A 26084-nucleotide genomic window follows, 5' to 3' on the forward strand; every position below is an offset into this window, starting at 1 on the left:
AAGGTTAACAAGTCTTTGCAAGGGGGGAATCGTGAGATTGTTTCATTGAGGAGCAAAAAAAGCCGCATCCATATTGGGACTAGCGGCTTTTTTGTTTTTCCGGACTCTATATCCTAAATCAAGAAACTTATCGTATCTTTGTCAATAGGTCACATTAAATATTTGGCACTATGAACCAGACTATTTATCCCATCGGTATACAGAACTTCGAGAAGATTCGATCAAGGATTATGATTCTCGCTTTGGTATCTATAAACTAGGATTTCCCAATTTAGAGGTAGAAGAAGGCTTTGTCAAATACCTGCTTCCTTTCTACACCAGTGTTAGCGCCCCTAAGACTCCTTTCGAAATCGGGCGTTTTGTCCGGGAGGTGGAATAAAAAAGCCTATGTTTTCGCACACACGCTATACATTATTCGAAATAAACCCTTACATTTGCGAAAAACATAATACTATACCACCATGAGTAAGAAAGTCATAACTTTCGGAGAGATCATGCTTAGGCTGGCTACTCCGGACTATTTACGCTTTTGCCAAGCCAATCAGTTCAACGCTACTTTTGGCGGAGGGGAAGCGAATGTCGCCGCCTCACTCGCCAACTATGGCATAGAGACTGAGTTTGTAACCCGTTTACCCAAAAATGACATCGCCCGTGCCTGCGTTATGGAATTACGCAAACAGGGTATCGGAACATCCAAGATCATTTACGGAGGGGAACGGTTAGGCATTTATTTTCTGGAGACCGGAGCGGTCGCTCGTGCCAGCAAGGTGGTATATGATCGGGTTCATTCTTCCATCGCCGAGATCCAACCGGGGATGATCGATTGGGACGAGGTATTCAAAGATGCCTCTTGGTTTCACTGGACAGGTATCACGCCAGCCATATCCGAAGGTGCCGCCAACGTATGCTTGGAAGCGATACAGGCGGCAAACCGATTGGGCATCACGGTATCCTGCGACCTCAACTACCGGAAAAATCTCTGGAAATACGGTAAGACAGCCCATGAGGTCATGCCGGAACTAGTAGCCGGATGCGATATCATCCTAGGAAACGAGGAAGATGCCGAGAAAGTCTTCGGTATCAAGCCCGAAGGTTTCGACGCCGCCGCCACGGAAGGCGAGGTACACGCCGCTTCTTTCCAGTCGGTATGTACCCAATTAATGGCTCACTTCCCACGTGCCCGGAAAGTTATCATCACGCTAAGAGGCTCCATCAATGCCAATCATAACACATGGGGCGGAGTGCTATACGCCGACAACCGGTTGTACGAATCCCGCCGGTATGACATCACCCATATCGTAGATCGTGTAGGTGGAGGCGATTCTTTTATGGGAGGTCTTATTTACGGTTTGCTCTCCTACCCCGGTGACGACCAGAAAGCCTTGGACTTCGCAGTAGCGGCTTCCTGCCTGAAACACACGATCTACGGAGACTTCAACCAAGTAACCGTAGAGGAAGTAGAAAAACTCATGTCCGGCGACACCTCCGGCCGTGTCTCCCGCTAATTTTCAATTCTCAATTTTCAATTTTTAATTCCCAATATGGCTCGATTCAATAAAATACAAACATTACAGGCTATCATCCAAACCGGAATGGTGCCCGTCTATTATAATAAAGAGGTAGAGATCGCAAAACAAGTTGTAAAAGCCTGTTACGAGGGAGGCGTCAGAGCCTTCGAGTTTACCAACCGGGGAGATTTCGCCCACGAGGTATTTGGCGAGCTGGTAAAATACGCCGCCAAGGAATGTCCGGAATTAGTATTGGGCGTAGGTTCTATCGTAGACCCGGCCACAGCCGCCTTATTCATACAGCTAGGGGCAAACTTCGTAGTCGGTCCGCTGTTTAACCCGGAGATAGCGAAGATATGTAACCGTCGCCTCATCCCTTATACGCCCGGCTGCGGTTCCGTATCCGAGATCGGCTTTGCCCAAGAAACAGGTTGCGACCTTTGCAAGATATTCCCCGCCGGAAATGTAGGAGGTCCCTCATTTGTCAAGAACATAAAGGCACCCATGCCATGGACCCTAATCATGGCGACCGGTGCCGTGGAGCCGACAGAGGAGAATCTATCCGCTTGGTTCAAGGCCGGCGTGACCTGCGTAGGAATGGGATCCAAACTCTTTCCCAAAGAAGCGATAGCGGGAAACGATTGGCAATCCATTACCGATTTATGCCGCGACGCCTTATCTATCATTCAAAAGTATCGCCAAGTATGAAAAGCTTTTTAGATCAAGATTTCTTGCTCCAGACCGACACGGCCCGTGAGTTATATCACGAGCATGCGGCGAAGATGCCCATCATTGATTACCATTGCCATCTGGATCCCCGGCAAATAGCGGAGAATCACCAATTCGAGGATCTTACGGAGATATGGCTGGGCGGAGACCATTACAAATGGCGGGCGATGAGAGCGAACGGTATTCCCGAGGAATATATCACCGGAGATAAATCTCCTTACGAGAAATTCCTTAAATGGGCCGAGACGATGCCTTACACGATGCGAAATCCGCTTTATCATTGGACGCATCTGGAGCTTAGCCGTATATTCGGAATCCATAAAGTCTTGAATCCGGCTTCCGCCGAGGAAATCTATGCGACTTGTACGGATAAACTACGTACCCCCGAATATCGTGCGCAAGACATCATGAAACGGATGAACGTAGAGATCGTTTGTACGACCGACGATCCTATAGACTCATTGGAATTCCATCAAAAAATACGTTCAAACGGATGCCACACCCGTGTATATCCGGCATGGCGACCGGACAAGGTACTCGCTATCGATAATATCAAGGCGCTAAATGACTATTTGTCCAAGCTGGAGGCCGCCGCCGATAAGACCATCCTCACCTACAAGCATTTATTGGAGGCTTTACAAAAACGACATGATTTCTTCGCCGCCCAAGGGTGCCGGTTATCGGACCACGGGTTGGATACTTTCTATGCCGAACCTTATACCGAGCAGGAGATTGAGGTGATCTTCCTCAAGGCTCGTATGGGTAAATCGCTCACGGAGCAGGAAGTTCGCAAATACCGTTCGGCATTGCTATACGAATTGGCGGTGATGGATGCCCGGAGTGGATGGGTACAACAATTCCATATCGGCGCAAATCGGAATAATAACAAACGGATGTTCAAGTTATTAGGAGCAGACACAGGTTTCGACGCTATCGATGATCAGCCGGTAGCTGTTTCCATGAACCGCTTTTTCAGCCGTTTAGATCAAGAAGGGCTGTTAGCGAAAACGATCGTTTACAACCTGAATCCCCGCGACACTGAGTTGATGGTAGCCAATGCCTACAATTTCAACGACGGCAGTGTACCCGGGAAGATGCAATATGGAGCGGCTTGGTGGTTCCTCGATCAGATCAAAGGCATGGAAGATCAATTAAATGCGCTTTCCAGCCTCGGGCTTTTAAGCCGTTTCGTCGGTATGCTGACAGATTCCCGTAGCTTCCTGTCATATCCCCGTCATGAGTATTTCCGCCGGATCCTTTGTAATATGCTAGGCAATGAGATAGAGAAAGGCTTATTGCCCGCCTCCGAGTTTTCCTTCATTGGACAGATGGTGGAGGACATCAGTTACAACAACGCTAAACGATACTTTGATTTCTGATTACTGCAACCCGCATTGCAATGTTACTGCACGCCTGTCGCAGTAACACTGCACGTGCGTTGCAGTAAGGCTGCAACAGCTTTGCAACATTTTATTCACAAACACTTCATAAGACCTTCCACTATACTCGCACATATTACGCCTACTTTTGCGGCAGATTTAGATAAACACTAAAATACGCAAACATGAAACAACGGCTTTATGATTTCATCCCTGTCAAGCATCTATGCGTAGGGATGTCTTTATGTGGCATAGTGGCAGGTACCCAAACCGCTCAAGCTTCTCCCGTCTTTGGGCAATCATCGGGCTTAGAACTTCCGAGTCCCAGCATCTACCAACAAAGTACGAAACAGATTTCCGGTATCGTCAAAGACCAGGCGGGGATTCCTGTAATTGGCGCGAACGTGATCGTAAAAGGGACGACAAACGGAGTAATCACCGGGCTCGATGGAGATTTCCTACTGGAAGTTCCGGAAAACGCTATCTTAGAGATCAGTTATATCGGTTATATGACGCAAAGTATCCCGATAAACGGGAAAACGACCTTCAACATCATCCTAGAAGAAGATACGCAGAAATTGGATGAGGTAGTCGTACTCGGTTATGGAGCGGGGCAACGCAAACAAGATCTCTCCGCTTCCGTGGGCGTGCTGAACAACACGGAAGACTTGGTGGCCCGTCCGGTTACCTCTACCGAAAGTATGTTGCAAGGGCAGTTAGCGGGTGTTACCGTACAAGCGAACGGTGGAGACCCAACGGCTACACCCTCAATCGTGATCCGTGGACAGGGCTCACAGAATGGCGATAACGTATTATGGGTTGTTGACGGTGTTCCCGGCGCACCCATCGCCTCTATGAATGATATCGAGACGATTGTCGTCTTAAAAGATGCTGCCTCTGCCGCTATCTATGGAGCGCAATCCGGAGCCGGCGGTGTTATCTTGGTAACCACCAAGAAGGCGAAAGAGGGCAAGACCTCGTTGAGCTATGATGCGACTTTCGGTGTTCGTAAAGCTAGCAACGTAATCGAGCCGTTAAATGCGGAAGAGCAACTCGAGATGCGAAAACTGTCTTACGCAAACGCGGGGCTTACATTGCCGACCGGTTGGGATTTGACCAAGAACCCATGGGTAGGTACCACACGTACCAACTGGATGGACGAGATCTTCCGCACCGCTTTCTACCAACGCCATAACGTAGCCTTGAATGTTGGTTCCGAGAATGCCTCCAACCGTGTTTCATTTGCTTACGATAACGATGAAGGTGTATTGATCAATACTTTCAACAAGAACCTTTCACTTCGTTACAACGGTAAATTCAAATTGAATAAATGGGTGACCATCACCGAAGACGTGGTTTGGAAAAACAACGAAAGCCGTTCAAAAGATACCGACAGTGGTTATACGGGAGTTGTCGCGGCGGCTATGTATATGCCTGCCAGCGCTACGGTTTACAATCCGCTGGATGGTACTTACGGTGGAACAACGACCGAAGACCCGGATTACATCGCCAAATATGGCTCCAACTTCGCGGATATCCACGGAGACGCTGTCAATCCGGTTCGCTTGCTGGAAGCGGAAAACCGCTATGACCGAACCAGTGACATCTGGAGTACGACCAGTCTGGAACTAGCGAATATCGTTACCGGCTTAAAGTTCACGAGCCGTTTCACTTACAACCTGAAGAATAATCTATATAAGAACTTCAGTCCGATCCGTGACGAGGTGGGAAAACCCTCCTTGACAAATAATCTGGATGAAACGACTTACCGTGCAGACGCATGGAAAACGGAAAACACATTGACTTACGACAATACGTTTAATGACATGCACACCCTGGGTGTCTTACTATCCACTACGGCCGATCATTACAGCAAGCGAGGGCTAGAGGTTAATGGAAAAGATTTATCTGACGAATCCGATTATTTACAATATCTATCCTATGCGAATTCCGTTTCCGCTACCGATTATTTGACCGGTCCTGACGCAAACGTATCCTTGATCGCCCGTCTGGCTTATTCCTTCAACGATCGTTACTTCGTTACAGCCTCTTGGCGTCGTGATTACGCAGGCCGTCTACCTAAAGATAATAACTATGGCGACTTCCCTGCCGTAACAGCCGGATGGAAAATCTCTAATGAATCTTTCTTCCCGAAGAGCGAGACACTGAATTTATTGAAGATCCGTGCTTCTTGGGGACGTGTCGGTAATCTGGGATCTATCGGTTACAATTATAAATCCGCCTTATTAGGTAAAACTTTCTGGTCGGAGCAGGCACAGTACGGCGTAGAATCGAACAAGATTTGGGGAAACTTCGTCTATAACTCTACCGCATTAAATCCCAACTTAACATGGGAAACTTCCGAGCAATGGGACTTAGGCCTAGATGTGAACATGTTCGACAATCGCTTGAGCATGGCATTCGACTATTTCGACAAACGCACGTTCAACTTGATCCAGTCGCAAACGATGAACTGGCCGGGAACGATCGGTATCGATGCCATGTTAGTCAATCAAGGTGAAGTCCGCAACCGAGGTTTCGAGGCGCAAATCAATTGGAACCAACAGGTAAATAAAGATTGGTCGTACTTCGTTTCCGGAAACTTCTCTTATCTAAAGAACTGGGTTTCTGATATTGGGGTAAAAAACACAGACGGAACCCCGGGCGTTTGGACAGGTATCACCAAAAATGATGCATATTTCGATGGTAGTTATCGTAACCTTCCATATATGTATCAAACAGCCGAAGGAGAACCGCTGGCCTCTTTCTATCTGATCAAGACTGACGGCATTTTTCAAAGCGACGCAGAGGCAGCCGCTTATGTAAACAAAGACGGAAAACGAATCCAACCGGACGCTGTAGCCGGCGATTTGAAATTCGTCGATGCCAATGGTGATGGAGTTATCAATGATGAAGACCGTCAATACTGCGGTAGCGCTACACCTAAAACTACATTCTCATTCTCCGGAGGATTCACTTGGAAGAAGCTTTCCGTAAGCGCTATGTTCCAAGGCGTAGGTGGAGCACAAGCTTTATATGTAGGTAAATATATGGCTTTAAGCGATGTAGAAGGAAACTTCAACCGCTCAAAAGAGATCATGAACGCTTGGAGTCCGTCGAATACAGGGTCGAATATTCCACGCTTATCGAAAAACGACCCAAATAGCAACTTTAGCACACCGTCTGATTGGTATCTGGAGAATGCTTCTTACTTACGTTTGAAGAACTTCACCGTATCCTATGACTTGAGTGATGTTATCAGGAAATGCGCTCACCTGCAAGAACGCAACAGCATGATGTCTGTTTACCTTAGCGGTGAGAACCTCTTCACGATCACGAACTACTCAGGAATGGACCCGGAAACCGGCGGTTGGGATGCCTTGAAGTATCCGGTTTCACGCGTATTCTCTGTCGGAGTCAAATTGACATACTAATCGGGTATTTTAAAAGATATTCATATTAACAAAGGATCAAAATGAAAAGATATATTACAGTATTAGCATTATCCGCATTGGTTTGTAGTTCTTGTAGCGACTTCCTCGACGTTCAGCCGGAAGGAAACGCAACTACAACCTCCTATTTCTTGAATGATCAACAGGCCATTGATGCCATTGACGGATTATATGAAAGATTCCATCAAGAGGGTTGTTACGGCCGTGAATTATTCTGGGAACAGGGAGCCGCATGCGACATTGTTTGGGGACGTACGCGCGGTTATAACTCTTTGGCGACCTTAGCCTATACCGGTGATGAATCTCCTCTAAGAGATGTATTCAGCCGTATGTATTCTACTATGTCCCGTGCGAATTGGATCATCCAAGAATTAGTGAAGAAAGAAAAGGGAACGACGCTGACCGCCGTCGAGAAACGCAGCTTGGGCGAAGCTTACTTCAGTCGCGGCTGGGCACATTATCTGATCGCTTATCGGTACGGTACGGATAAACAAGGAGTACCTTTCGTACGTTACGAGGACTTCCCCGACGATTACGACAACTCCATACCGCCTCAGCAAGCTACCGTTATGGACAATTATAAACTGATCATCGAAGATATGGACAAGGCAATCGCCTACCTTCCAAACTTCGAATCCTATGACGCCGACAACCGGGGCCGGGCACATCAGGCTGCTGCCGTGGCGTTCAAAGCGAAAACTTATGCTTACTGGGCTACTTGGGATGCTACCCAATGGAACAACGTCATCGAGATGGTCAATCAATTGGAGAACAACTACAATCGAGATCTAGCTCCTACATTCGCGGAACTATTCTCGTCTGACTTGAAAGATTATTGGAATGCCGAATATCTCTGGACTATTCCGAGTATCGGCGGCGCACTACCGGGCGGTACCGAATTCCCGGGCATTATCCTTGAGAACAAAGGATGGGGCAAATATAATGGTTGGGGGCAGATGAAGCCCTCTTACGACATCTACGAAGAAATGGCGAAAGATGGTAAAGGTAATGACCGTTTAGTACGCTCAATCTTGGAATACAACCAAGAGTTCCCGTTCTTCGGCGAGACACGCAAATTCTGGTCTACCTCCGACCTTGAAGCTGGTTTCATGATCAATAAATACATGGACGCTTTCAAATACTCAGACCCTGTAGGTGAAGGAGCCGTGAGTGCTAACGGAGACTGGCCTACGGTCCGTGTCAATTTCCCGATCATCCGTTTCGCAGAAATGTTATTGTTCCGTGCCGAGGCATATTTAATGACAGGTCAAGCCGATAAAGCAACCGCAGACATCAACCGTATCCGCCTACGCTCCAACTTGACACCGCTTGCCGGCACCGCCACGATGAAGGATATATATCACGAACGCCGTTGTGAATTGGCTTTTGAGTTTACAGATCATCTATTCGACTTAAAGCGTTGGAACCGTTCTTCCAATACCGACATAAAGACATTGGCCGATAAAGAGTTGAACGCACATCCACGTATCCGCAGATATGAAGACCGGGCGAATCCGGAATCCGCGTTCACGATTATTGGTTATGAAGATTACACCAACAAAAACGCCTATCAAGCGCATATGATGGTATTCCCGTATCCAAGTGAAGAGATTACTAAATCGAATGGTCAATTGAAGCAGAACGAGGGATATTAACCGGCTCCTTTAAACCGATCAAGGTACGAATAAGATTCATTACGGGCTGTCTCAGAAAATGAAACAGCCCATGTTATTTTCTACCGGGTAAAAACGCATATCTCAAATAGGTAGCTTACCTTTGCCTATTGTATACTATATATTAAACAAAAAATATACCATGAGATTAATTCAAACGCTTTCTTCTTGCTTGTGTACAGGAATAATAGCCTTATTCACGGCCTGTAGCCAAGCTCCACAATCCCCCATCGATTCCGTGAATCCGTTTATCGGCACGGGATTTCACGGACACACGTATCCCGGGGCCACGGCTCCTTACGGAGCGGTCCAACTAAGCCCAGACACCCGGAAAGGTAACTGGGACGCTTGTTCTGGCTATCATTACAGCGATTCTACCTTAATGGGTTTCTCCCATACCCATTTAAGCGGTACGGGATGTATCGACCTAGGCGATATCCTATTCCGCCCGTCTCTCCAGACACCTTTAGTGTTCTCGCACTCGGACGAGAAGGCTTCCCCGGGCTACTACTCGGTGAATCTCAAGGAGGCAGGTGTATTAGCGGAACTTACCACGACCCCGCATGTCGGGATACACCGATATACCTATAAAAAAGAGACAGAGGCTACGTTGGTGGTCGATATGGACCATTTATTGGATAACGAATATATGTACGAGGGCTGGGTGAAGCGAACCGGGGATAACGAGCTTACCGGTATGCGGCGTACCCGGGGCTGGGTAGACAATCAATATGTCTTCTTTGTAGCGCAGTTCTCGCAACCCTTCTCTTCCATGGAACAGCCTTCCGAACGGCAAGCCGTACTTACCTTCGATACGACTACCGGAAAACCCATCGTCTGCAAAGTCGGGGTATCGATCGTAAATGAGGAGAACGCCCGTCTGAACCTTGAGCAAGAGACGGATTCCTATGGCTTTGATTTCGATGCCATCCATCAAGCGACACGCTCCGATTGGGAAAAAGAGCTGGACGTTATCACGGTAGAAGGAGGCACCGAAGCCGAGCGCACGAATTTCTATACGGCGCTATACCATAGCAAGATCATCCCGAATATAGCGAGCGACGTGAACGGACAATACCGCCGTCACGACATGAGCGTAGCGACGATCCCGGCAGGTCGCCGCCAATTCTCCACCTTCTCCACTTGGGACACCTTTCGGGCCTGGCATCCGATGATGACTCTGTTGGATACTACCTTGGTGAATGATATGGTACAGTCTCTCTTGGATATGTACGACGCCAGCGGCGAGCTTCCGTTATGGCCCTTATCGGCGGGCGAGACCGGGACCATGATCGGTTATCACTCCACATCGATTATAGCGGACGCTTATTTAAAAGGTATTCGCGGATATGACGCGGAACACGCTCTCGAAGCGATGAAGATCTCAGCGGAGAAGAATAAGAAAGGAGCGGATTATTATATAAAGGAAGGCTTCATCCCGACGAATATCAAGAAAGAATCGGTTTCCTGCCTATTGGAATTTGCCTACGATGATTGGTGTATCGCACAAATGGCGAAAGCTTTAGGACATATGGATGATTATGAGACCTTCATCAAGCGCTCCCAGAATTTTATCAACGTATTCGACGGTAGTACCCGGTTCTTCCGGGGCAAACGGCAGGATGGGAATTGGGAGACTCCTTTCGATCCATTCGCCATCGGACGTTCCTATACGGAGGCTACGGCCTGGCAATATCGTTTCTTTACCCCGCATGACGTATATGGATTGACCCAGTTGTCCGGAGGCCGGGAGGCGTTCATCGCTGATCTGGATAGCTTATTTATGGTTACCTCCGAGGTAGTCGGCGATCTGGTAGACGTTACCGGATTGGTCGGTCAATACGCGCATGGCAACGAGCCTAGCCATCACATGGCTTACCTATATAGCTATGTGGGCCAGCCCTGGAAGACACAGGAATGGACCCGTCGCTTGCTGGACGAGATGTACCAGCCCACGCCGGAAGGCATCATCGGCAATGAGGATTGCGGCCAGATGTCCGCTTGGTATATCTTGAGCAGCCTCGGCTTCTACTCCGTATGTCCGGGTAGCAACCAGTTTATCCTAACGACCCCGTTGTTCGATAAGGCGAACATGAAGCTGGGCAATGGCAAGACATTGGTCATTACCGCCAACCAGCCGGATAAGAACAAGTATATCACGAAGGTTACCTTAAACGGCGAGGAGATATCGCATTGCTACATCACCTACGACCAGTTGATGCAAGGAGGCACACTGGACTTTACGCTCTCGGCAACACCGGACAAGCGTTGGGGAACCGCTCCCGAGTACGCTCCCTATTCCTATACGGAGCAACCTACCGTCTCTATCCCTTACATAGCGAATGATCTGGATTTGTTTGAAGGTGAGATTACGGCGGAACTAAAATCCACGACACCCGAGGCGGTTATCCATTACACGCTTGACGGATCGGAACCGGATGAGAACGCTCCCGTATACAGCGAGCCATTCGTCTTAAAAGAGACCACGATTATCAAGGCCAAAGGATATAAAAAGGGATTCGTACCCAGCCGTACGTACTCGATCCAAGCCACAAAAGCCGTATTACGCCCCGCATTATCCATACAGCCTACGAAGCATGGGGTAGCTTATACTTATTACGAAGGAGAGTTCCAATGGGTAGCCGATCTGCAAAAGGCGAAGGTGGTCGAGACCGGAACAATACCTGAGCCTTCTATCCTGAACGCTAAATTGCCGGATCATTTCGGTTATATCTTCACCGGATATATATACGCCCCGGAAGATGGAGTCTATGAGTTCAGTACCCGCTCGGATGACGGTAGCGTCCTCTATATCGGCAAAGAAAAGGTAGTGGACAATGATGCCTCCCACGCCGCTATCGAAGCGACGGGACGCATCCCCTTACAAAAAGGCTACCACCCCTTCGCCTTGCATTATTTCGAGGATTACGAGGGTGAGTACCTAGGCTGGAGCTGGCGTACGCCAAGCATGTCCAAACTAGACGCGATCCCAACAGAGAACCTTTATATAAATTGATAATATTAAATACTGAATCATATGAGAAGAACAACTCTATCCGTGCTATCCTCCTTAGCCATCCTGCTATCCGGCATGATCGTTCCGGAGGCCGCGGCACAAAGTCGCCGAGACAAAGAACAAACGTATGTACTAGAGAAACCTTACGAGGTCAAGAAACTAGTCCCCCCTACCGGAAAGAAAATAAAGAACGTGATCCTCATGATCGGCGACGGCATGAGCCTTATGCACATGTATTCCGCTTGGACCGCCAACCGGGGCAAGCTCTGGCTGGACAACTCCCAATACACCGGCCTCTCGAAAACCTATTGCGCCAACCGCCTCATCACCGACTCCGGAGCCGGAGGTACCGCACTGGCCACCGGCCATAAAACGAACTACCATATGGTAGGCGTAGACCCGGCAGGCAAACCCTTGGAATCTCTGGCTACCTTGGCGAACAAGAAAGGCCTGTCAAGCGGCATCGCCGTTACCTGTCGCCTATGGGACGCTACGCCCGCCGACTTCTGCTGCCACAATACGGATCGCGACGCCGAGGCCGAGATCGTAGCGGATTACGTGAACTGTGGCGTCGATTACGTATTCGGCGGCGGCTCCAAGCTATTCGAGAACCGTGCAGACGGACGTGATTTGTTCAAGGAATTAAGGGAGAAAGGTTACCAGACTCCCCGTAGCTGGGAGGAACTGGCGAAAATTCAAAAAGGCAAGGTATTCTGCGTTACCGATACCGTAGATACCCCGCTTCCCGCCGAGCGAGGCGATCTCTTGGCTCGTGCCTCGATGAAAGCGATCGATCTGCTGGGACAAAACCCGGAAGGTTTCTTCCTGATGGTAGAGGGCTCCCAATTGGATGATTACGGACATTTCAACGATATCGACCTGTTGATGCAAGAGACACATGATTTCGACCGTACGATCGGACGTATCTTCGAATGGGCCGCCCAAGACGGTGAGACATTGGTTGTCGTAACTGCCGATCACGAGACCGGTGGCCTTACCTTGGTGGACGGGGATCTGAACGAGGGCCGTATCGTCTGTAAATTCTCCACCGGTAGCCACAGCGGTGTCATGGTTCCCGTTTACGCTTTCGGCCCGGGCGCCGAGAACTTCACGGGTATCTTCGAGAATACGGATATCTTCTGGAAGATCAAAAAGCTCCTGAATCTATAATCAAACAGTATTCATCCGATGGAGAGTATAACAGGCCGCTATCCCGCTAGTCAAGTACCGCAATCCTCCCGGTCGGGTACCGCAGTACCCCTGCCCAAGTACCGCAGTACTTTGGCTGAGAGGACAGCAGTACTTGACTAGCAGTACTACGGTACCCGACCGGGAGGACCGTGTTCACCGACTGAGGCGCACCTTCTCCCTCTCTCCCCCAATAAAAATATCATAAGGAATGACAACAAGACGAAACTTCTTAAAGCAATCCCTTCTCGCAGCAGGTGCGGCCTCCGTTCCCGCCGGGAACCTTTTAGCGCAAGAGAAAATGGAAGAGAAACGACCCAAGTACAATCTTCCTTACAAGAACACCTACCTGAAGGAACCCTTCGTGACCGAGAATGAGTTCCGGACAGCGAGACCGGAGACCATCACGCCCGGAACCTTCGAGGAGGCCAAGCAAATCCTCCCGGACCCGACTTGGAGCGGACACGAGAAGGAAATCGAGATGTACTGGAAGGCTTGGCAAATCGGCATCGGCAACATCAAGGCCCCTGAACCAGATTCCGGTTTCGTATGCAGTTACCTCGATGTCGCCTACAACGGCAATATCTTCATGTGGGACTCCGCCTTCATGATGATGTTCGCCCGTTTCGGTACCCGCTTCTTCCCCTTCCAACGTACGTTAGATAATTTTTACGCCAAACAACATCCGGACGGTTTCATCTGCCGGGAGATCAAGGCGGACGGAGCGGACTGTTTCGAGCGTTACGATCCGACCAGCACCGGACCGAATATCCTCCCTTGGAGCGAGATCGTCTATTATAAGCAGTTCGGCGATATGGACCGCCTACACAAGATATTCCCCGCCCTTTGCGCTTATTATAAATGGTTGAAGCTAAACCATACGTGGCGCAACGGTACGTATTGGACCAGCGGTTGGGGTACCGGCATGGACAACATGCCCCGGGTGGAACCGAAATACAATCCGATATACAGCCACGGCCATATGATCTGGCTGGACGTTTGCTTGCAACAATACTTCACCGCCGGGCATCTGCTTGAGATGGGTTTCTATCTGGAGCGTTGGCAGGAGATCGAGGAGTTCGAGGACGAGCAGAAGATGCTAAAGAAGTATATCAACGAGAACCTATGGGACGAGAAGGAGCATTTCCTTTTCGATCAATACGCCGACGGAAGCCTTTCCTCCACCAAGGGAATCTACGCATACTGGGCCTTATTGACCGATGTCCTATCCAAGGAACGCATGGACGCTTTCGTGGCCGAGCTGGATAACAAGGAGACATTCAACCGCCTGCACCGCGTCCCTTCCCTTGCCGCCAACCATCCTAAATACAAGGATAACGGCCGCTACTGGCAGGGTGGCGTATGGCCGGGAGCGAATTATATGGTGATTACCGGCCTATTGCAACAAGGCTACCGTAAATTGGCTTACGAGATCGCACGCAACCATTACGATAACGTCCTAAAGGTGTATAAGAATACCGGTACGTTCTGGGAATACTACGCTCCGGAGCATGAGGAGCCGGGCTTCATGGCTCGCCCGAATTTCGTGGGCTGGGGCGGACTGGCACCGATCTCCGGCTTGATCGAGCAAATCTTCGGCATCCGCTCCAATGTGTACGAGAAGAAATTGACCGTAGACGTGAACTTGACGGAGGCTTATGGTATCGACCGTTATCCTTTCGGCCTCGACGGTCTGGTAGCGATCAAAGTCAAGGCCCGTTCTTCCGCTACCCAAGAGCCGCAGGTAGAAATTACCAGCGACGTCCCCTTGGAACTAACCGTCCTTTGGGGCGACAAACAGAAGACGGCTAACGTAAAACCCGGCACGCGAACCGTATAAGACAGCAAATCCATAAACATCCAGTTGTAGAGACGGGGCGTGCCCCGTCTCTACAACTGGACTCAAAAAACAATTAGTATATGAAACAGATTCTATCCTTATTTATCACCTCCCTCGCCCTCTGTACGGCTTGCACCTCCCCGAAGGGATCGGACACAGTTCAAGTAGCGGAGACAACCACGGAGCAGACGATTCAGAAAGCCTCCTCCGCAATTCATTACAACGCCTTCTCGCACAATGATTATTGGCGGGAGAGACCTCTGCTGGACGCCTTGTCCTTCCGCTTCAACTGCGTGGAGGCCGATCTGTGGCTGATCGATGGCGAGCTATACGTTTCCCATGATCGCCCGGAACCCAACCCGGCCATTACCTTCGAGAACCTATACCTCAAGCCGCTCGTGGCCCGCATACAAGCGAATGGAGGTAAGGTCTATCCCGATAGCGATCGTCCTTTCTACCTGATGGTGGATTGCAAGGCACAAGGCGAAGAGATGTACAAGCTATTAAAGAAACAGATGGAACCTTACAAGGAATATTTCTGTTCCGTCGATAACGGCGAATATAAAGAAGGTGCCGTCCTCTTCTTCCTTTCCGGTGACCGTCCGAAGAGCAGCCTGCCGAAAGAGAACAGCCGCTTCACCTTCCTCGACGGACAAATAAAGGATCTGGGACAGGGCATCCCTGCTTCCCTCGCTCCGGTCATAAGCGATAATTACTCCGATTTCTTCACTTGGAAAGGCGAAGGTGAGATGCCCGCCGACCAACTACAGAAGATGCGTGAGATCATCCGGAAAGTCCACGATGAGGGAAAACTATTCCGTTGGTGGGGCGCCCCGGATACCGAGCAGTTCAAACGCTTCTTCATCAAAGAAGGCGTAGACTTGGTAGGTGCCGATGACCTGAATGGGTTATACAACGTATTGAACGAGCGTTAAACGAGAATATTACAATAGGCATTATAAGGTTGTTACAATGGGCATTCTAGCATCTTTACAACAGGCATCGTAACAGCCTTATAATGCCCATCATAGTTTTAACATATCACAACCGCTTTTATTCCAACCAAGGCTGCGGATTCAGCTTCGTCTTTTCCTTCCACAATTGGAAATGAAGGATCGTGGAATTACCGTCCTCCGGATCCGAATAGATCCTTCCGATCGCTTGACGGGTAGAGACCCGGTCGCCCGCTTTTACATATACCTGACTCAAATTGCTATAAACCGTCAAGTAGTTACCATGACGAACGATTACGGAATTATTATACCCCGGCACCACGAACACACGCGTCACCTCCCCATTGAATACCGCACGGGCATCCGCCCCGGGTGAGGTCTGGATATCGATACCACTATTACTGGTACGAACATATTTCAACTCCTGATGCTGTTGCTCGCCGAATGTAGAGACGATCGTATGTCTTCCGGCCACCGGATACGGCAAACGTCCCCGGTTATTGGCGAAGTTATCGGACAATTGCTTCTCCGCCTTTGTCATCGCATAGCCCCCTTTCGTATCTGCCACACGTTCCTCACGGATCGGCTCGTTTTTACTCTCCGGTACGGGTTTACCCTTAGCGGCAGCTTGTTCACGGGCACGACGCTCACGTTCCGCACGTTCACGGGCGGCTTTCGCCTCGGCCTCGGCACGGGCGATCTCCTCGGCGATCTGCTTCTCTATCTGTCGGTTTAAAGCCTCGGCTTGACGACGCTTCTTTTGGAGATCCGCCTTCAAATCCTTTTGTCTCTTATTCAATAGCTGGACTTCCTCTTTCTGAGAAGCTTCCTCACTTTCTAGCTTCTTACTCTCTTCTTGACGAGTTCCTAAAAGAACACGCTTCTCGGCACGGGTCTTCTCCATCTCAGCTTGCTTGCGGCTGATCTCGGCCTGCTTTTCAACGATGTCATTCGCTTGCCGCTTCTGCCAATCCGCATATTCCCGCAAATACCGCATACGCCGCATGGATTGAGAGAAACTCTCGGCGGATAGGATAAACAACAATTTATCTTGCGAGCTATGGCGTTTATAAAGCCCTCGCATCGATTTACCGTAATTCGTCTGCTTATCGCCCAGTTCCCGTTTTAAGGTGCGCAACTGGCCTTGGATATTCAAGATATCTTTCTCGATCTCATCCAGCTCTTGATTCAATAAACTGATGACTTTCTTACGCGAAAGAATTTGTTTGGAAAGTAGATTCAAACGGTTCAGGGAAGTTTTAGCAGTCTGGGCCGTCTCTTGTAATAATTTATTCGTCTCCTCGATATCGGCCAACGCCTCCTTGCGCTGCTGCTCCAACTGACGGACAGCGGCGGATTTCTGACCGTAAACCACGGTAGATAAAGACAATGCCAATAGAACGATCCAGACGTACCTCATGATAGATTATTGATTCAGATTCGTAATCGTTTTCAATACTTGCGCAAAGGTAATACGCTTATATTTAGAAGGAACCGAGAAATCCAACTTGAGCGGCTCGTCCAGTTGGATACGGGAGTAATGGATCTTCACCCCACCCTCGGGATTCCCGTTCTTCAACACCTGCACATCCATCAACATCGGGAACGGCTGCCGATCCACCAAGCGAAAATCCTCGTACAGCCATTGCAAGGCATAACGATCGGAAGGATCCGCTACATAGGTAGAGAGAAGTTTCTCCTCGCCGTCCGCCTTAAAGGTATAGAATAACCCCATGGCATCCTTCGTCTTGATCTCGGCGACCGGACCTTCTTGATTCAGCTTAAACCGATTATAATGCTTACGGGAAACGCCTTGCTCCCCCGGGATAAACAGATGATTCGTGAAAAGAGCCTGCAAATTATAGAAGTTGAACTCGATCGGAGTCTGTCCTTGCAAATTGGAATAATTCTCGATCATATAGCGTTTATTCATGCGGTCTACCACTTTGATCGTATCCCGGCTCAACTCGATACGGAAGATCTCGATCCCGAGAAATGGCTGTACCGACAGCTGGAAAGCGCTATCCTTGACCATCTTCATATCCACCCGAGAACTCATTTGCTTACCGGGGATATCCAGATCCACGTTCAGCCGGGCCGTCAAGGTACGGAACTGGAAGGATTGATCCTCCACCGACTGGAAGAACTCATTATGAGCCTTCACGCTAGCGGATTCCACCGTCCCGACTTTCTTGGACGATTTACAGCCTGTCAACATCGAAAGTAAAAGACCTCCACATAACAGGAAGGTCAAGAAATAGTCTCTTTTCATTTCGCGTTCTCGTCTTCTATATATTGTTGCTCGGCGATCTTACGGTTCAAGATCTCGGAATCCTTCCCCATCTCTTTCGCCTTTTTCCATTGCTCCACCGCTTTTTCCTTATCACCGTTCATGAAAAGGATGTCCCCATAATGATCCACGAGTTCGGCGCTCTTTGTCTTATCTTTCTCCAAAGCGCTCTCGATATAGATTTTCGCCAAGGTATAGTTTCCTTGTACGAAGAAGATCCAAGCGTAGGTATCCAGATACGTGGCGTTGTCCGGTTCCAGCTTGATACATTGGGCGCTCATACGCTCCGCCTTCTTCAAGTCTTTCTTCTCCAAGGAAAGGAAGTAACTGTAGTTGTTCAGTACGACCACGTTCTTGTCATTGTACTTCAATGCCTCATCGTACGCTTTATACGCTTGATCCAATTGCCCCATCTGGTAATAAATATCACCGATCTGGCCGTAGAAATCAGATTTCAGCGGCAGGTTCTCCTTCGGGATGATATTCAAGCCCGCATAATAGGTATTCAAGGCTTCTTGATATTTCTGTTGTTGGTAGTAAGCGATACCCAGATAGAAGTAATATTCCGGCGACTCGGGGAAAAGCTCCATACAAGCCGTACAGATACGGATGACCTCCGGGATATCCTCCCCTTTCAAAGCCAAATTCAGCAATTGCTGCCAAGCCCCGGCGTTACTCGGTTCCATCTCGGTTACCAACTGGAACTGGAATTTCGCCTCCTCTGTCTTTCCTTGGGCCATCAAGAGACCGCCATACATCAGCTTTAAGTCAATATCCTCCGGATGTTGCTCCAAAAGAGTTTGGAATAAATGGTTTGCGTTCTCGGTTCCCTGCTTCGTTTGTTGCAGTTTCAAGATATACCGGGAAAGGATGTTCACTTTCGTCTCCACGTCCAGCTTCTCGTTTACCAAAGCGCTACGGATTTGTTGCTCGGCGGCCTCCTTATCTCCTTTCGCCTCGTAGTAATTGGCCATAGAGACGATATAATAAGGGTCAGTCGGATCAATCTCATTCGCTTTTTGATAGCAAGCCAAAGCCTTGTCCATCTCCCCGTTTTCCAAATGAAGATCACCCAATACGATCTGGTAACGGGCCTCCATAGGATATTTAGCCGCTAGCTTCTCGATCTCCTTGAAAGCCTCTTCCGGTTTCTCCAACTGGACGTACAGTTTGTATTTCTGCATGGAGATCGCCTCGTTCATACCCATAACCGACTCCAAGGCGTCATAAGCCTCGATCGCCTTCCCGATCTCGCCGGCTTGCGTCAAGGCATCGGCCAGATAATAATTCAGCTCCTCCTTCTCCGGATAATCACGAACCAGTTCCTCGTACTCCTCGGCGGCTTCGCCATACATACCCAGATTCCGGGTGATAGACGCCAATGCCATTTTATACGTGAAATTATCCTTGCTGTTGGCTACGGCTCTTTTCAACATCTCGACCGCTTTCTCCGGACGGTTCAACTGTACATAAAAAGAAGAAAGCTCATACAAGACCGGAGCCGCCGTCGAGTCAATCGCCAAGCAATGGTTGAAGGCATCATAAGCGGCGTCAAATTTCCCGGCGTTCTTCAAGTTCAAGCCCTCATAAAAGAAGTAATCGAATTTACGTTGATCCTTCTCCGTTTCTGTAGCACCAGCCGGGAGCACAGCGACCAACGAGAGGAAAGAGATGAGATATATCAGTTGCTTAAACATCCTATTATTCTTGTTAACCTTATTATTCTTATTCTTTTCCGGTATGACCGAATCCCCCGGCTCCCCGCTCCGTATCATCCAACGTCTCCACGAGTTCCCAATCCACATGGCTATGAGCGGCTATAACCATTTGGCAGATACGCTCACCATCATTCACCGTAAAAGGCTCGGAAGATAGATTCACGAGAATGATACCGATCTCCCCCCGATAATCGGCATCGATCGTACCCGGCGTATTCAGCAGGGTTATCCCATGCTTTAAAGCCAGCCCGCTACGAGGACGCATCTGGGCCTCATAGCCTTCCGGCAGCGAGATATAAAGTCCGGTCGGGATTAATTTACGTTCCAACGGTTTCAACACAACCGATTCCGACAAATTCGCCCGGATATCCATCCCGGCAGATAAAGGAGTCGCATAACCCGGCAGCGGGTGATGCGATTTATTGATAATTCTTACTTTCATATATTATCTTATTTTCTTTATTCCCGAACGGAGACTATTCGGATTACACCGAGTGCTCCAAAACGAAGCGATAAAGACCATATCATCATCTATATAATAAATAACCTTATAATTCTTATGAACAACCAAACTGCGATACTCTCGTTCAAGCCCTCTCAAAGCAGGTTCAATCTTACCTAAACGAGGGAAAACAGACAGCCGCTCATTTGTTCTCTGCACTTCGTCCACAAAACGAATCACGGCCTTTTCCCCAAAAGCAAGAAAACCAAACGATATCGCTTCCTTAAACAACACCTTAGCCTCATCAAGCCAAACTACTTGCATAAGAACGGATATTCATTTCTTAGCTCTTGAAAGACTTTCTCGCTCGGGGTAAAACGTCCAGCGACACGATCCTCTTCAGCCCTCCCTAGACTTTCTTTCAATTGAGCGATCGAATGAGGTAATGCCGGTACATCTCCAAACAAACTATCAGAAACCTCTTGTCTTTCTTGAAACTTTACTTTTACTTTTCTTACAGCATCAAGAATCGCTTCCATAAGCTCCTCATTACCTAAGGCACTCATGGTTTCCTCTATATATACATATTTCAATTCATTTACTGTCATACTTCTTAATAGGTTCTAATCCTTGATCTCCACAAAGGTAATGAATTAACTAATTAACCCAATCCCCGTTCTCTTTTATTAACTGAACTAAACGTTCTACAGCGTCTTCCTCGGGGATATTCTTGAGGACACATTCCTTACCTTTATACAGGCTGATTTGTCCACGTCCGGCACCCACATAACCATAGTCGGCATCGGCCATCTCGCCGGGGCCGTTTACGATACAGCCCATGATACCGATCTTCAAGCCTTTTAAATGGGAAGTAGCCTCCTTGATACGGGCGATCGTTGTTTGTAGGTCGTACAAGGTACGTCCGCAACTCGGACAAGAGATATATTCCGTCTTACTGATACGGGTTCTTGTAGCCTGCAAGATCCCGAACATACAGCGATCCGAGACAACCGCCTCGCATCCCTCATTGTGCAGCATCAAGCCATCCCCAAAACCATCCAGCAAAAGCGTACCGAAATCGGCGGCGGATTTCAGTTGCAACAACTCCACATCCGTCTCCCGGAAATCACGATGCAAGACAACCGGCACGTCACAACCCGCCATCAGCAATTTATGCATAGCCGCACGTTGCGAGCCAACCCCATTCCGATGATGTGTACTTAATAAAACCACCACGGTCTTATCCGCTTTCAAGATCTCCAACATACGATCCGTAAGATCCATATACGTCAGACGGATAAACTTAAGCGGACAATCGTAATCCTTTAACTCCTCCGCTTCCGAGGCGATGAAGCAAGGAAAAGCATTCGGACGCTCTTTCCAAAAATGAGCGTCTACCAATAAACGGAAATTATCCGGCAAATTATCCGGATCTTCCTTTCCTATATATATATAGTCCGGCAAGGACAAATGATCAAACTCAAAATCCCCGTTACTACGATCGGAGATCACGACTGGCGGGAAAGTACCTCCGATACCCTCCACCACACGGCTTATACGACGGCATGTCGCCACCGTATCGAAACCGGGAGCCATCGAAGCCTCGATAGGACGATGATTTTCCCGTTCCCTAATATAATCCACCAATTTACGCGCTACCGGCATTTCCGCCTCGGGGTCCTCACTCAAGGAAACCCGGATCGTATCACCGATACCGTCACATAGAAGCGTACCGATTCCGACAGCGCTCTTGATACGCCCGTCCTCACCGTCACCCGCCTCCGTTACCCCAAGGTGCAAGGGGTAATGCATATTCTCGGCCTCCATCGTACGAACCAACAACCGCACGGTCCTTACCATGACAACGGTATTGGAAGCCTTAATCGAAATAACCACATCCGGGAAATTCTCCTCCCGGCAAATGCGAAGAAACTCCATACAACTCGCTACCATCCCCTCGGGCGTATCACCATAACGGCTCATGATACGATCGGAGAGCGAGCCATGATTCACACCGATACGAATAGCGGTGCCATGTGCCTTACAAATATTCAAGAAAGGGACGAACCGCTCACGGATCTTCTCGATCTCGGCGGCATATTCCTCATCCGTATATTCAAGATGGCTGAATGTCTTTACCTTATCTACATAGTTTCCCGGATTGATACGTACCTTTTCCACCTCACCGGCGGCGGCATCAGCCGCTCTAGGATTAAAATGGATATCAGCGACCAAAGGAGTCGTATACCCTTGTTCATTCAATTGTTTACGAATCTCGCCCAAGTTTCGGGCTTCCCGTTCCCCCTGTGCCGTAAAACGCACATACTCAGCTCCCGCCTCGATCATACGGATCGCTTGAGCTACCGCCGCCTCCGTATCCATCGTTGATACATTAGCCATGGATTGAATACGGATAGGATTCTCACCTCCCATGGGTGTGTCACCGATTTGGGCAACGGATGATTTACGGCGGTTGTAATTAAAGTAAGCCATTGTTAATTGAAAATTGAGAATTGAAAATTGAGAATGAGTGTTGAGAACTGAAAACCTAAAGAGAGACTTTCTCCTTAATTTTCAATTCTCAACTTTCAACTTTCAATTAATTAGTTTTGTATTTAAAAGAAACCTTAGCCAACTCCTCGTTAGCCTTCACGATTTTCTTCTTCAAATCCTCCTTATAAGCGGATAGCTTCTCCTGAAGTTGCTCGTCGCCGACGGCAAGCATCTGCACCGCAAGGATACCAGCGTTCAAAGCGCCATTGATGCCGACAGTAGCCACAGGGATTCCCGGAGGCATCTGTACGATAGCCAACAAGGCATCCATACCGTCCAGCGTAGAGTTAATAGGCACGCCGATCACGGGAACCGTCGTCATGGAAGCGATCACACCGCAAAGATGAGCGGCCATTCCGGCAGCGGCGATGATAACCTTGATTCCACGTCCTTTAGCTCCTTTGGCGAAAGCCTCCACCTCAGCGGGAGTACGGTGTGCGGATAGAGCATGCATCTCGAACGGGATCTCCATCTCATCCAAGAACTTAGCCGCCTTCTCCATAACGGGTAGATCCGAGGTACTACCCATGATAATACTTACAACAGGTGTCATTCTTATTTAGCGATTAATTTTTGATAGTCTTCAGCGGATAATAGTTCCTCCAACTCAGAAGCGTCCGTAAGAGAAATCTTGATTAACCAACCTTTACCATAAGCGTCTTCATTAACCAATTCAGGAGCGTCTTCCAATTCAGCGTTTACTTCCAAAACCTCTCCGCTAACCGGCATGAAAAGATCGGAAACAGTCTTAACAGCTTCAATCGTACCGAACACCTCTTCTTGAGCGACGGTCTCCCCCTCTGTCGTAATGTCTACATAAACGATCTCACCTAGCTCGCCTTGAGCGTAATCAGTAATACCAACATAAGCTACGTCACCTTCTACACGAATCCACTCATGGTCTTTTGTGTACTTTAAATCTGCAGGAAAATTCATAATTTTAGTGTTTTTATTAGATGAATAAATAGATATAACTCATTAATGAGGCTACAAAGGTACATATAAATCCCAGACAAAACCCCGCATATACCTGCATTGGTGTATGCCTTTTTAAAAAGATACGCGAGGTACCTAATAAACCGGCCACGATCAACACGACTATAAAAGCCCAGTAGGGATTTATCATATGGATACGCGCCACTCCCATAACACCGCCCAGTAACCCGCCGATACCAATGGCATGCGCGCTAATCTTCCAAGCAAAATTGATGCATAAGGCGATTACCAAGGCTACGCAAGCCCCGATCAGCATCGCTAACAACCAAAACGGCATCAGCATCTTATACAGGAAAAAGATACATACCAAGATGGAAGTGATAAAAATCAGATAAGGAACCACCCGCTCCTTCCGGTCGGAAAGCTCTATATCGCCGGCCGCGCCATTTTTCACCAATAAGAAGATGAAAAGCCCGGGAACTATCGCTGTCGAAATAAAGGTACCTCCGGCAATCAGCAGCTTCACAGGTAACGGGTAAATGGCGAGAAATGTAAACATCAACGCCAACACGATCCCATAGGTCACCATAAGCAACGGATGGAACACGAAGGATATTATATTCGAGAATAGTTTCATACGCTTTTATATTTCTTTTCTCAGACGAGCTACCGGAATCCCCAGTTGCTCCCTGTATTTCGCTACCGTACGCCGGGCGATGACATACCCTTTTTCTTTCAGGATCGTAGCCAACTCCTCATCGGTCAACGGTTTTCGTTTGTCTTCGGCATCTACATGTTCTTTCATGATCTTTTTCACCTCACGGGTCGAGATCTCCTCGCCGGTATCGGTCTGCATAGACTCGGAGAAAAAGTATTTCAACGGATAAATACCGAAATTCGTTTGCACATATTTACTGTTACTTACCCGGGAAATAGTGGAGATATCATATCCCGCACGCTCCGCTACGTCTTTCAAGATCATGGGATGGAGGGTAGCCTCATCGCCTGTCAGGAAAAAGTCCCGTTGTAAATAGATAATCGCCTCCATGGTACGCTGCAAGGTCTCATTACGTTGCTTGATAGCGTCGATGAACCACTGGGCGGAATCCAACTTTTGTTTCACGAACTGTACGGCATCCCGCCTCTCAGCGGTTTGGTTCGCCTTATTCGCCGTATAATCCTGAAACATCTCGGCATACTCCCGGTTGATACGCATATCCGGTACCCCCCGGTTATTCATGCTCAAGATAAGCTCTCCATTATGCGCTTCCACCACGAAATCCGGGATGATCTGGCTCATCGCCACTTCCATAGAACCACCCCAACTACTTCCGGGTTTCGGATTTAACATAGTAATCTCGTGAATGACCTTCTTTAACGTTTCCTCATCGATATCGAGACCTCGTAAGATCTTATCGTAATGTTTGCGGGTGAACTCCTCGAAATATTCGGTCAAAACACGAATCGCCAAATTTGTAACCGGAGTATTCTCCTTCTTATCCAGCTGGATCAACAGACATTCTTTCAAGTCACGGGCACCTACCCCGGCAGGCTCAAAATCTTGGATGATATTCAAGATAGACTCGATCTCCTTCTCATCTACCTCTTGTCCGGCTTGGAAGATCAAATCGTCCGCTATCGCCGAAAGGTCCCGGCGCAAATAACCGTCATCATCGATATTTCCAATGATATACTCCGCTATTTTCATTTGCTTATCCGGTAAATCCCTTAACCCGAGCTGCTGTAACAGAAACTCATTCAAGGATTGGCTTACGGAGAAGGGGACATCCTCTTTCCGTTCCGCACGCTCGGTCATTTCCCGTAGCTTATAATCAGGTATATCGTCTTCCGTTAAATAATCTCCCAAAGAAAGGTCGGTCTCAGTATCAACAGAAGGGATCTCTTCTCCCCCCTCCTCGCTTTCAGTTCGTTCAAAATCATCAACAGGCTCTTTTCCTTCCTCCAAGGCTGGGTTATCTTCCAGCTCATGCTTCACACGTTCTTCCAACTCGATCGCGGGAAGCTCCAGAAGCCGTATCAACTGTATCTGCTGAGGGGATAGCTTTTGCTGTAACTTTTGTTGTAACTGTTGCTTTAACATAATCTAAATCATTGCACTGTAAGGGCAGGACAATCACCCGCCCTCTTATTTATCAACATGCAAATATAAGTTTTTAGTTTTAACAGTACAGCTATTAAACTATAATAGTTCTAAACAAGGTGCATGATGGACCCTAGCGACTTTAAAATCCTTCCTTCACGATCCGTTTGATCGGGAGGAAGAATCGTTCGATCAGACGTAATTCTTCCGTTACGATCTCTGCGGAGGCTTGCGTCTCGGGCGAGACGGGCAGGTCATGAAAGCCTCGATGCGGTCATGGTCTCCGATGCGCTGCATGATATCGCC

Annotated in this window: 20 protein-coding genes and 1 pseudogene; 10 read left to right on the forward strand and 11 right to left on the reverse strand. The window is 48.4% G+C overall.

The features are described 5' to 3' along the window. Positions 1-217: 217 nt before the first annotated feature. The 10 genes and pseudogenes from DW033_RS17095 to DW033_RS17140 all read left to right on the forward strand — a co-directional run. Positions 218-373 (forward strand): annotated as a pseudogene (locus DW033_RS17095) (AAA family ATPase); the annotation flags it as partial. An 88-nt stretch (positions 374-461) separates the two neighbouring features. Further along, positions 462-1505 (forward strand): sugar kinase, encoded by a 1044-nt coding sequence (locus DW033_RS17100; RefSeq protein WP_048927014.1) that lies wholly within the window; start codon positions 462-464, stop codon positions 1503-1505. 36 nt (positions 1506-1541) lie between these two features. Then, positions 1542-2216, forward strand: coding sequence for a bifunctional 4-hydroxy-2-oxoglutarate aldolase/2-dehydro-3-deoxy-phosphogluconate aldolase (locus tag DW033_RS17105; protein WP_005860016.1), 675 nt, complete (start codon positions 1542-1544; stop codon positions 2214-2216). After that, on the forward strand, positions 2213-3616 hold the full coding sequence (uxaC, locus tag DW033_RS17110; RefSeq protein ID WP_048927013.1) for a glucuronate isomerase: 1404 nt from the start codon (positions 2213-2215) through the stop codon (positions 3614-3616). Before DW033_RS17105 ends, uxaC begins: the two co-directional genes overlap by 4 nt. A 185-nt stretch (positions 3617-3801) precedes the next feature. Continuing rightward, a complete protein-coding gene (locus DW033_RS17115) occupies positions 3802-7050 on the forward strand; it encodes a TonB-dependent receptor (protein ID WP_048927012.1) in 3249 nt (1082 codons plus the stop codon). A gap of 41 nt (positions 7051-7091) precedes the next feature. After that, positions 7092-8723, forward strand: a complete 1632-nt coding sequence (locus tag DW033_RS17120; protein WP_048927011.1) for a RagB/SusD family nutrient uptake outer membrane protein — start codon at positions 7092-7094, stop codon at positions 8721-8723. Positions 8724-8883: 160 nt separating this feature from the next. Further along, positions 8884-11757 (forward strand): GH92 family glycosyl hydrolase, encoded by a 2874-nt coding sequence (locus tag DW033_RS17125; RefSeq protein ID WP_048927010.1) that lies wholly within the window; start codon positions 8884-8886, stop codon positions 11755-11757. Between the two features lie 21 nt (positions 11758-11778). Continuing rightward, on the forward strand, positions 11779-12927 hold the full coding sequence (locus DW033_RS17130; protein WP_121960697.1) for an alkaline phosphatase: 1149 nt from the start codon (positions 11779-11781) through the stop codon (positions 12925-12927). A 229-nt stretch (positions 12928-13156) separates the two neighbouring features. Continuing rightward, positions 13157-14785: a trehalase family glycosidase gene (locus DW033_RS17135; RefSeq protein WP_048927008.1), complete on the forward strand. Its 1629-nt coding sequence runs from the start codon at positions 13157-13159 to the stop codon at positions 14783-14785. Positions 14786-14865: 80 nt separating this feature from the next. Next, entirely contained in the window at positions 14866-15720 is an 855-nt protein-coding gene (locus DW033_RS17140; RefSeq protein ID WP_048927007.1) for a phosphatidylinositol-specific phospholipase C/glycerophosphodiester phosphodiesterase family protein, read from the forward strand. Between the two features lie 118 nt (positions 15721-15838). Here the strand turns inward: DW033_RS17140 and DW033_RS17145 are convergent, their stop codons facing one another. From DW033_RS17145 to rpoN, 11 genes are all read right to left on the reverse strand, one after another. Beyond that, positions 15839-17158 carry a murein hydrolase activator EnvC gene (locus DW033_RS17145; protein WP_044545170.1) on the reverse strand — a complete coding sequence of 440 codons (1320 nt, stop codon included), beginning with the start codon at positions 17156-17158 and terminating at the stop codon, positions 15839-15841. Between the two features lie 6 nt (positions 17159-17164). Beyond that, a complete protein-coding gene (locus DW033_RS17150; protein WP_005860032.1) occupies positions 17165-18010 on the reverse strand; it encodes a DUF4292 domain-containing protein in 846 nt (281 codons plus the stop codon). Beyond that, on the reverse strand, positions 18007-19725 hold the full coding sequence (locus DW033_RS17155) for a tetratricopeptide repeat protein (RefSeq protein ID WP_005863454.1): 1719 nt from the start codon (positions 19723-19725) through the stop codon (positions 18007-18009). The genes DW033_RS17150 and DW033_RS17155 overlap by 4 nt, the downstream gene beginning before the upstream one ends. 28 nt (positions 19726-19753) lie before the next feature. Beyond that, entirely contained in the window at positions 19754-20188 is a 435-nt protein-coding gene (dut, locus tag DW033_RS17160; protein ID WP_022192384.1) for a dUTP diphosphatase, read from the reverse strand. 3 nt (positions 20189-20191) lie between these two features. Beyond that, entirely contained in the window at positions 20192-20512 is a 321-nt protein-coding gene (locus DW033_RS17165) for a type II toxin-antitoxin system RelE/ParE family toxin (RefSeq protein WP_044545172.1), read from the reverse strand. Beyond that, a complete protein-coding gene (locus DW033_RS17170; RefSeq protein ID WP_005863458.1) occupies positions 20503-20796 on the reverse strand; it encodes a hypothetical protein in 294 nt (97 codons plus the stop codon). The genes DW033_RS17165 and DW033_RS17170 overlap by 10 nt, the downstream gene beginning before the upstream one ends. Positions 20797-20845: 49 nt before the next feature. Beyond that, entirely contained in the window at positions 20846-22681 is a 1836-nt protein-coding gene (locus tag DW033_RS17175; protein ID WP_005863460.1) for a 4-hydroxy-3-methylbut-2-en-1-yl diphosphate synthase, read from the reverse strand. A gap of 106 nt (positions 22682-22787) precedes the next feature. Continuing rightward, positions 22788-23294 carry a 5-(carboxyamino)imidazole ribonucleotide mutase gene (purE, locus tag DW033_RS17180; protein ID WP_005860041.1) on the reverse strand — a complete coding sequence of 169 codons (507 nt, stop codon included), beginning with the start codon at positions 23292-23294 and terminating at the stop codon, positions 22788-22790. A gap of 2 nt (positions 23295-23296) precedes the next feature. Beyond that, positions 23297-23677 (reverse strand): glycine cleavage system protein GcvH, encoded by a 381-nt coding sequence (gene gcvH, locus DW033_RS17185; RefSeq protein ID WP_005863462.1) that lies wholly within the window; start codon positions 23675-23677, stop codon positions 23297-23299. 16 nt (positions 23678-23693) lie between these two features. Beyond that, a complete protein-coding gene (locus tag DW033_RS17190) occupies positions 23694-24314 on the reverse strand; it encodes a hypothetical protein (RefSeq protein WP_005863464.1) in 621 nt (206 codons plus the stop codon). 6 nt (positions 24315-24320) lie between these two features. Further along, positions 24321-25778: an RNA polymerase factor sigma-54 gene (gene rpoN, locus DW033_RS17195; protein WP_005860047.1), complete on the reverse strand. Its 1458-nt coding sequence runs from the start codon at positions 25776-25778 to the stop codon at positions 24321-24323. Positions 25779-26084 lie beyond the last annotated feature (306 nt).

The sequence above is a fragment of the Parabacteroides sp. AF39-10AC genome (assembly GCF_003635405.1).
GTDB lineage: Bacteria > Bacteroidota > Bacteroidia > Bacteroidales > Tannerellaceae > Parabacteroides > Parabacteroides distasonis.

Bases quoted from the DNA above. Each gene is read 5' to 3' on its own strand.
- DW033_RS17100 (WP_048927014.1), top strand. From the start codon at position 462: ATGAGTAAGAAAGTCATAACTTTCGGAGAGATCATGCTTAGGCTGGCT.
- DW033_RS17105 (WP_005860016.1), top strand. From the start codon at position 1,542: ATGGCTCGATTCAATAAAATACAAACATTACAGGCTATCATCCAAACC.
- uxaC (WP_048927013.1), top strand. From the start codon at position 2,213: ATGAAAAGCTTTTTAGATCAAGATTTCTTGCTCCAGACCGACACGGCC.
- DW033_RS17115 (WP_048927012.1), top strand. From the start codon at position 3,802: ATGAAACAACGGCTTTATGATTTCATCCCTGTCAAGCATCTATGCGTA.
- DW033_RS17120 (WP_048927011.1), top strand. From the start codon at position 7,092: ATGAAAAGATATATTACAGTATTAGCATTATCCGCATTGGTTTGTAGT.
- DW033_RS17125 (WP_048927010.1), top strand. From the start codon at position 8,884: ATGAGATTAATTCAAACGCTTTCTTCTTGCTTGTGTACAGGAATAATA.
- DW033_RS17130 (WP_121960697.1), top strand. From the start codon at position 11,779: ATGAGAAGAACAACTCTATCCGTGCTATCCTCCTTAGCCATCCTGCTA.
- DW033_RS17135 (WP_048927008.1), top strand. From the start codon at position 13,157: ATGACAACAAGACGAAACTTCTTAAAGCAATCCCTTCTCGCAGCAGGT.
- DW033_RS17140 (WP_048927007.1), top strand. From the start codon at position 14,866: ATGAAACAGATTCTATCCTTATTTATCACCTCCCTCGCCCTCTGTACG.
- DW033_RS17145 (WP_044545170.1), bottom strand. From the start codon at position 17,158: ATGAGGTACGTCTGGATCGTTCTATTGGCATTGTCTTTATCTACCGTG.
- DW033_RS17150 (WP_005860032.1), bottom strand. From the start codon at position 18,010: ATGAAAAGAGACTATTTCTTGACCTTCCTGTTATGTGGAGGTCTTTTA.
- DW033_RS17155 (WP_005863454.1), bottom strand. From the start codon at position 19,725: ATGTTTAAGCAACTGATATATCTCATCTCTTTCCTCTCGTTGGTCGCT.
- dut (WP_022192384.1), bottom strand. From the start codon at position 20,188: ATGAAAGTAAGAATTATCAATAAATCGCATCACCCGCTGCCGGGTTAT.
- DW033_RS17165 (WP_044545172.1), bottom strand. From the start codon at position 20,512: ATGCAAGTAGTTTGGCTTGATGAGGCTAAGGTGTTGTTTAAGGAAGCG.
- DW033_RS17170 (WP_005863458.1), bottom strand. From the start codon at position 20,796: ATGACAGTAAATGAATTGAAATATGTATATATAGAGGAAACCATGAGT.
- DW033_RS17175 (WP_005863460.1), bottom strand. From the start codon at position 22,681: ATGGCTTACTTTAATTACAACCGCCGTAAATCATCCGTTGCCCAAATC.
- purE (WP_005860041.1), bottom strand. From the start codon at position 23,294: ATGACACCTGTTGTAAGTATTATCATGGGTAGTACCTCGGATCTACCC.
- gcvH (WP_005863462.1), bottom strand. From the start codon at position 23,677: ATGAATTTTCCTGCAGATTTAAAGTACACAAAAGACCATGAGTGGATT.
- DW033_RS17190 (WP_005863464.1), bottom strand. From the start codon at position 24,314: ATGAAACTATTCTCGAATATAATATCCTTCGTGTTCCATCCGTTGCTT.
- rpoN (WP_005860047.1), bottom strand. From the start codon at position 25,778: ATGTTAAAGCAACAGTTACAACAAAAGTTACAGCAAAAGCTATCCCCT.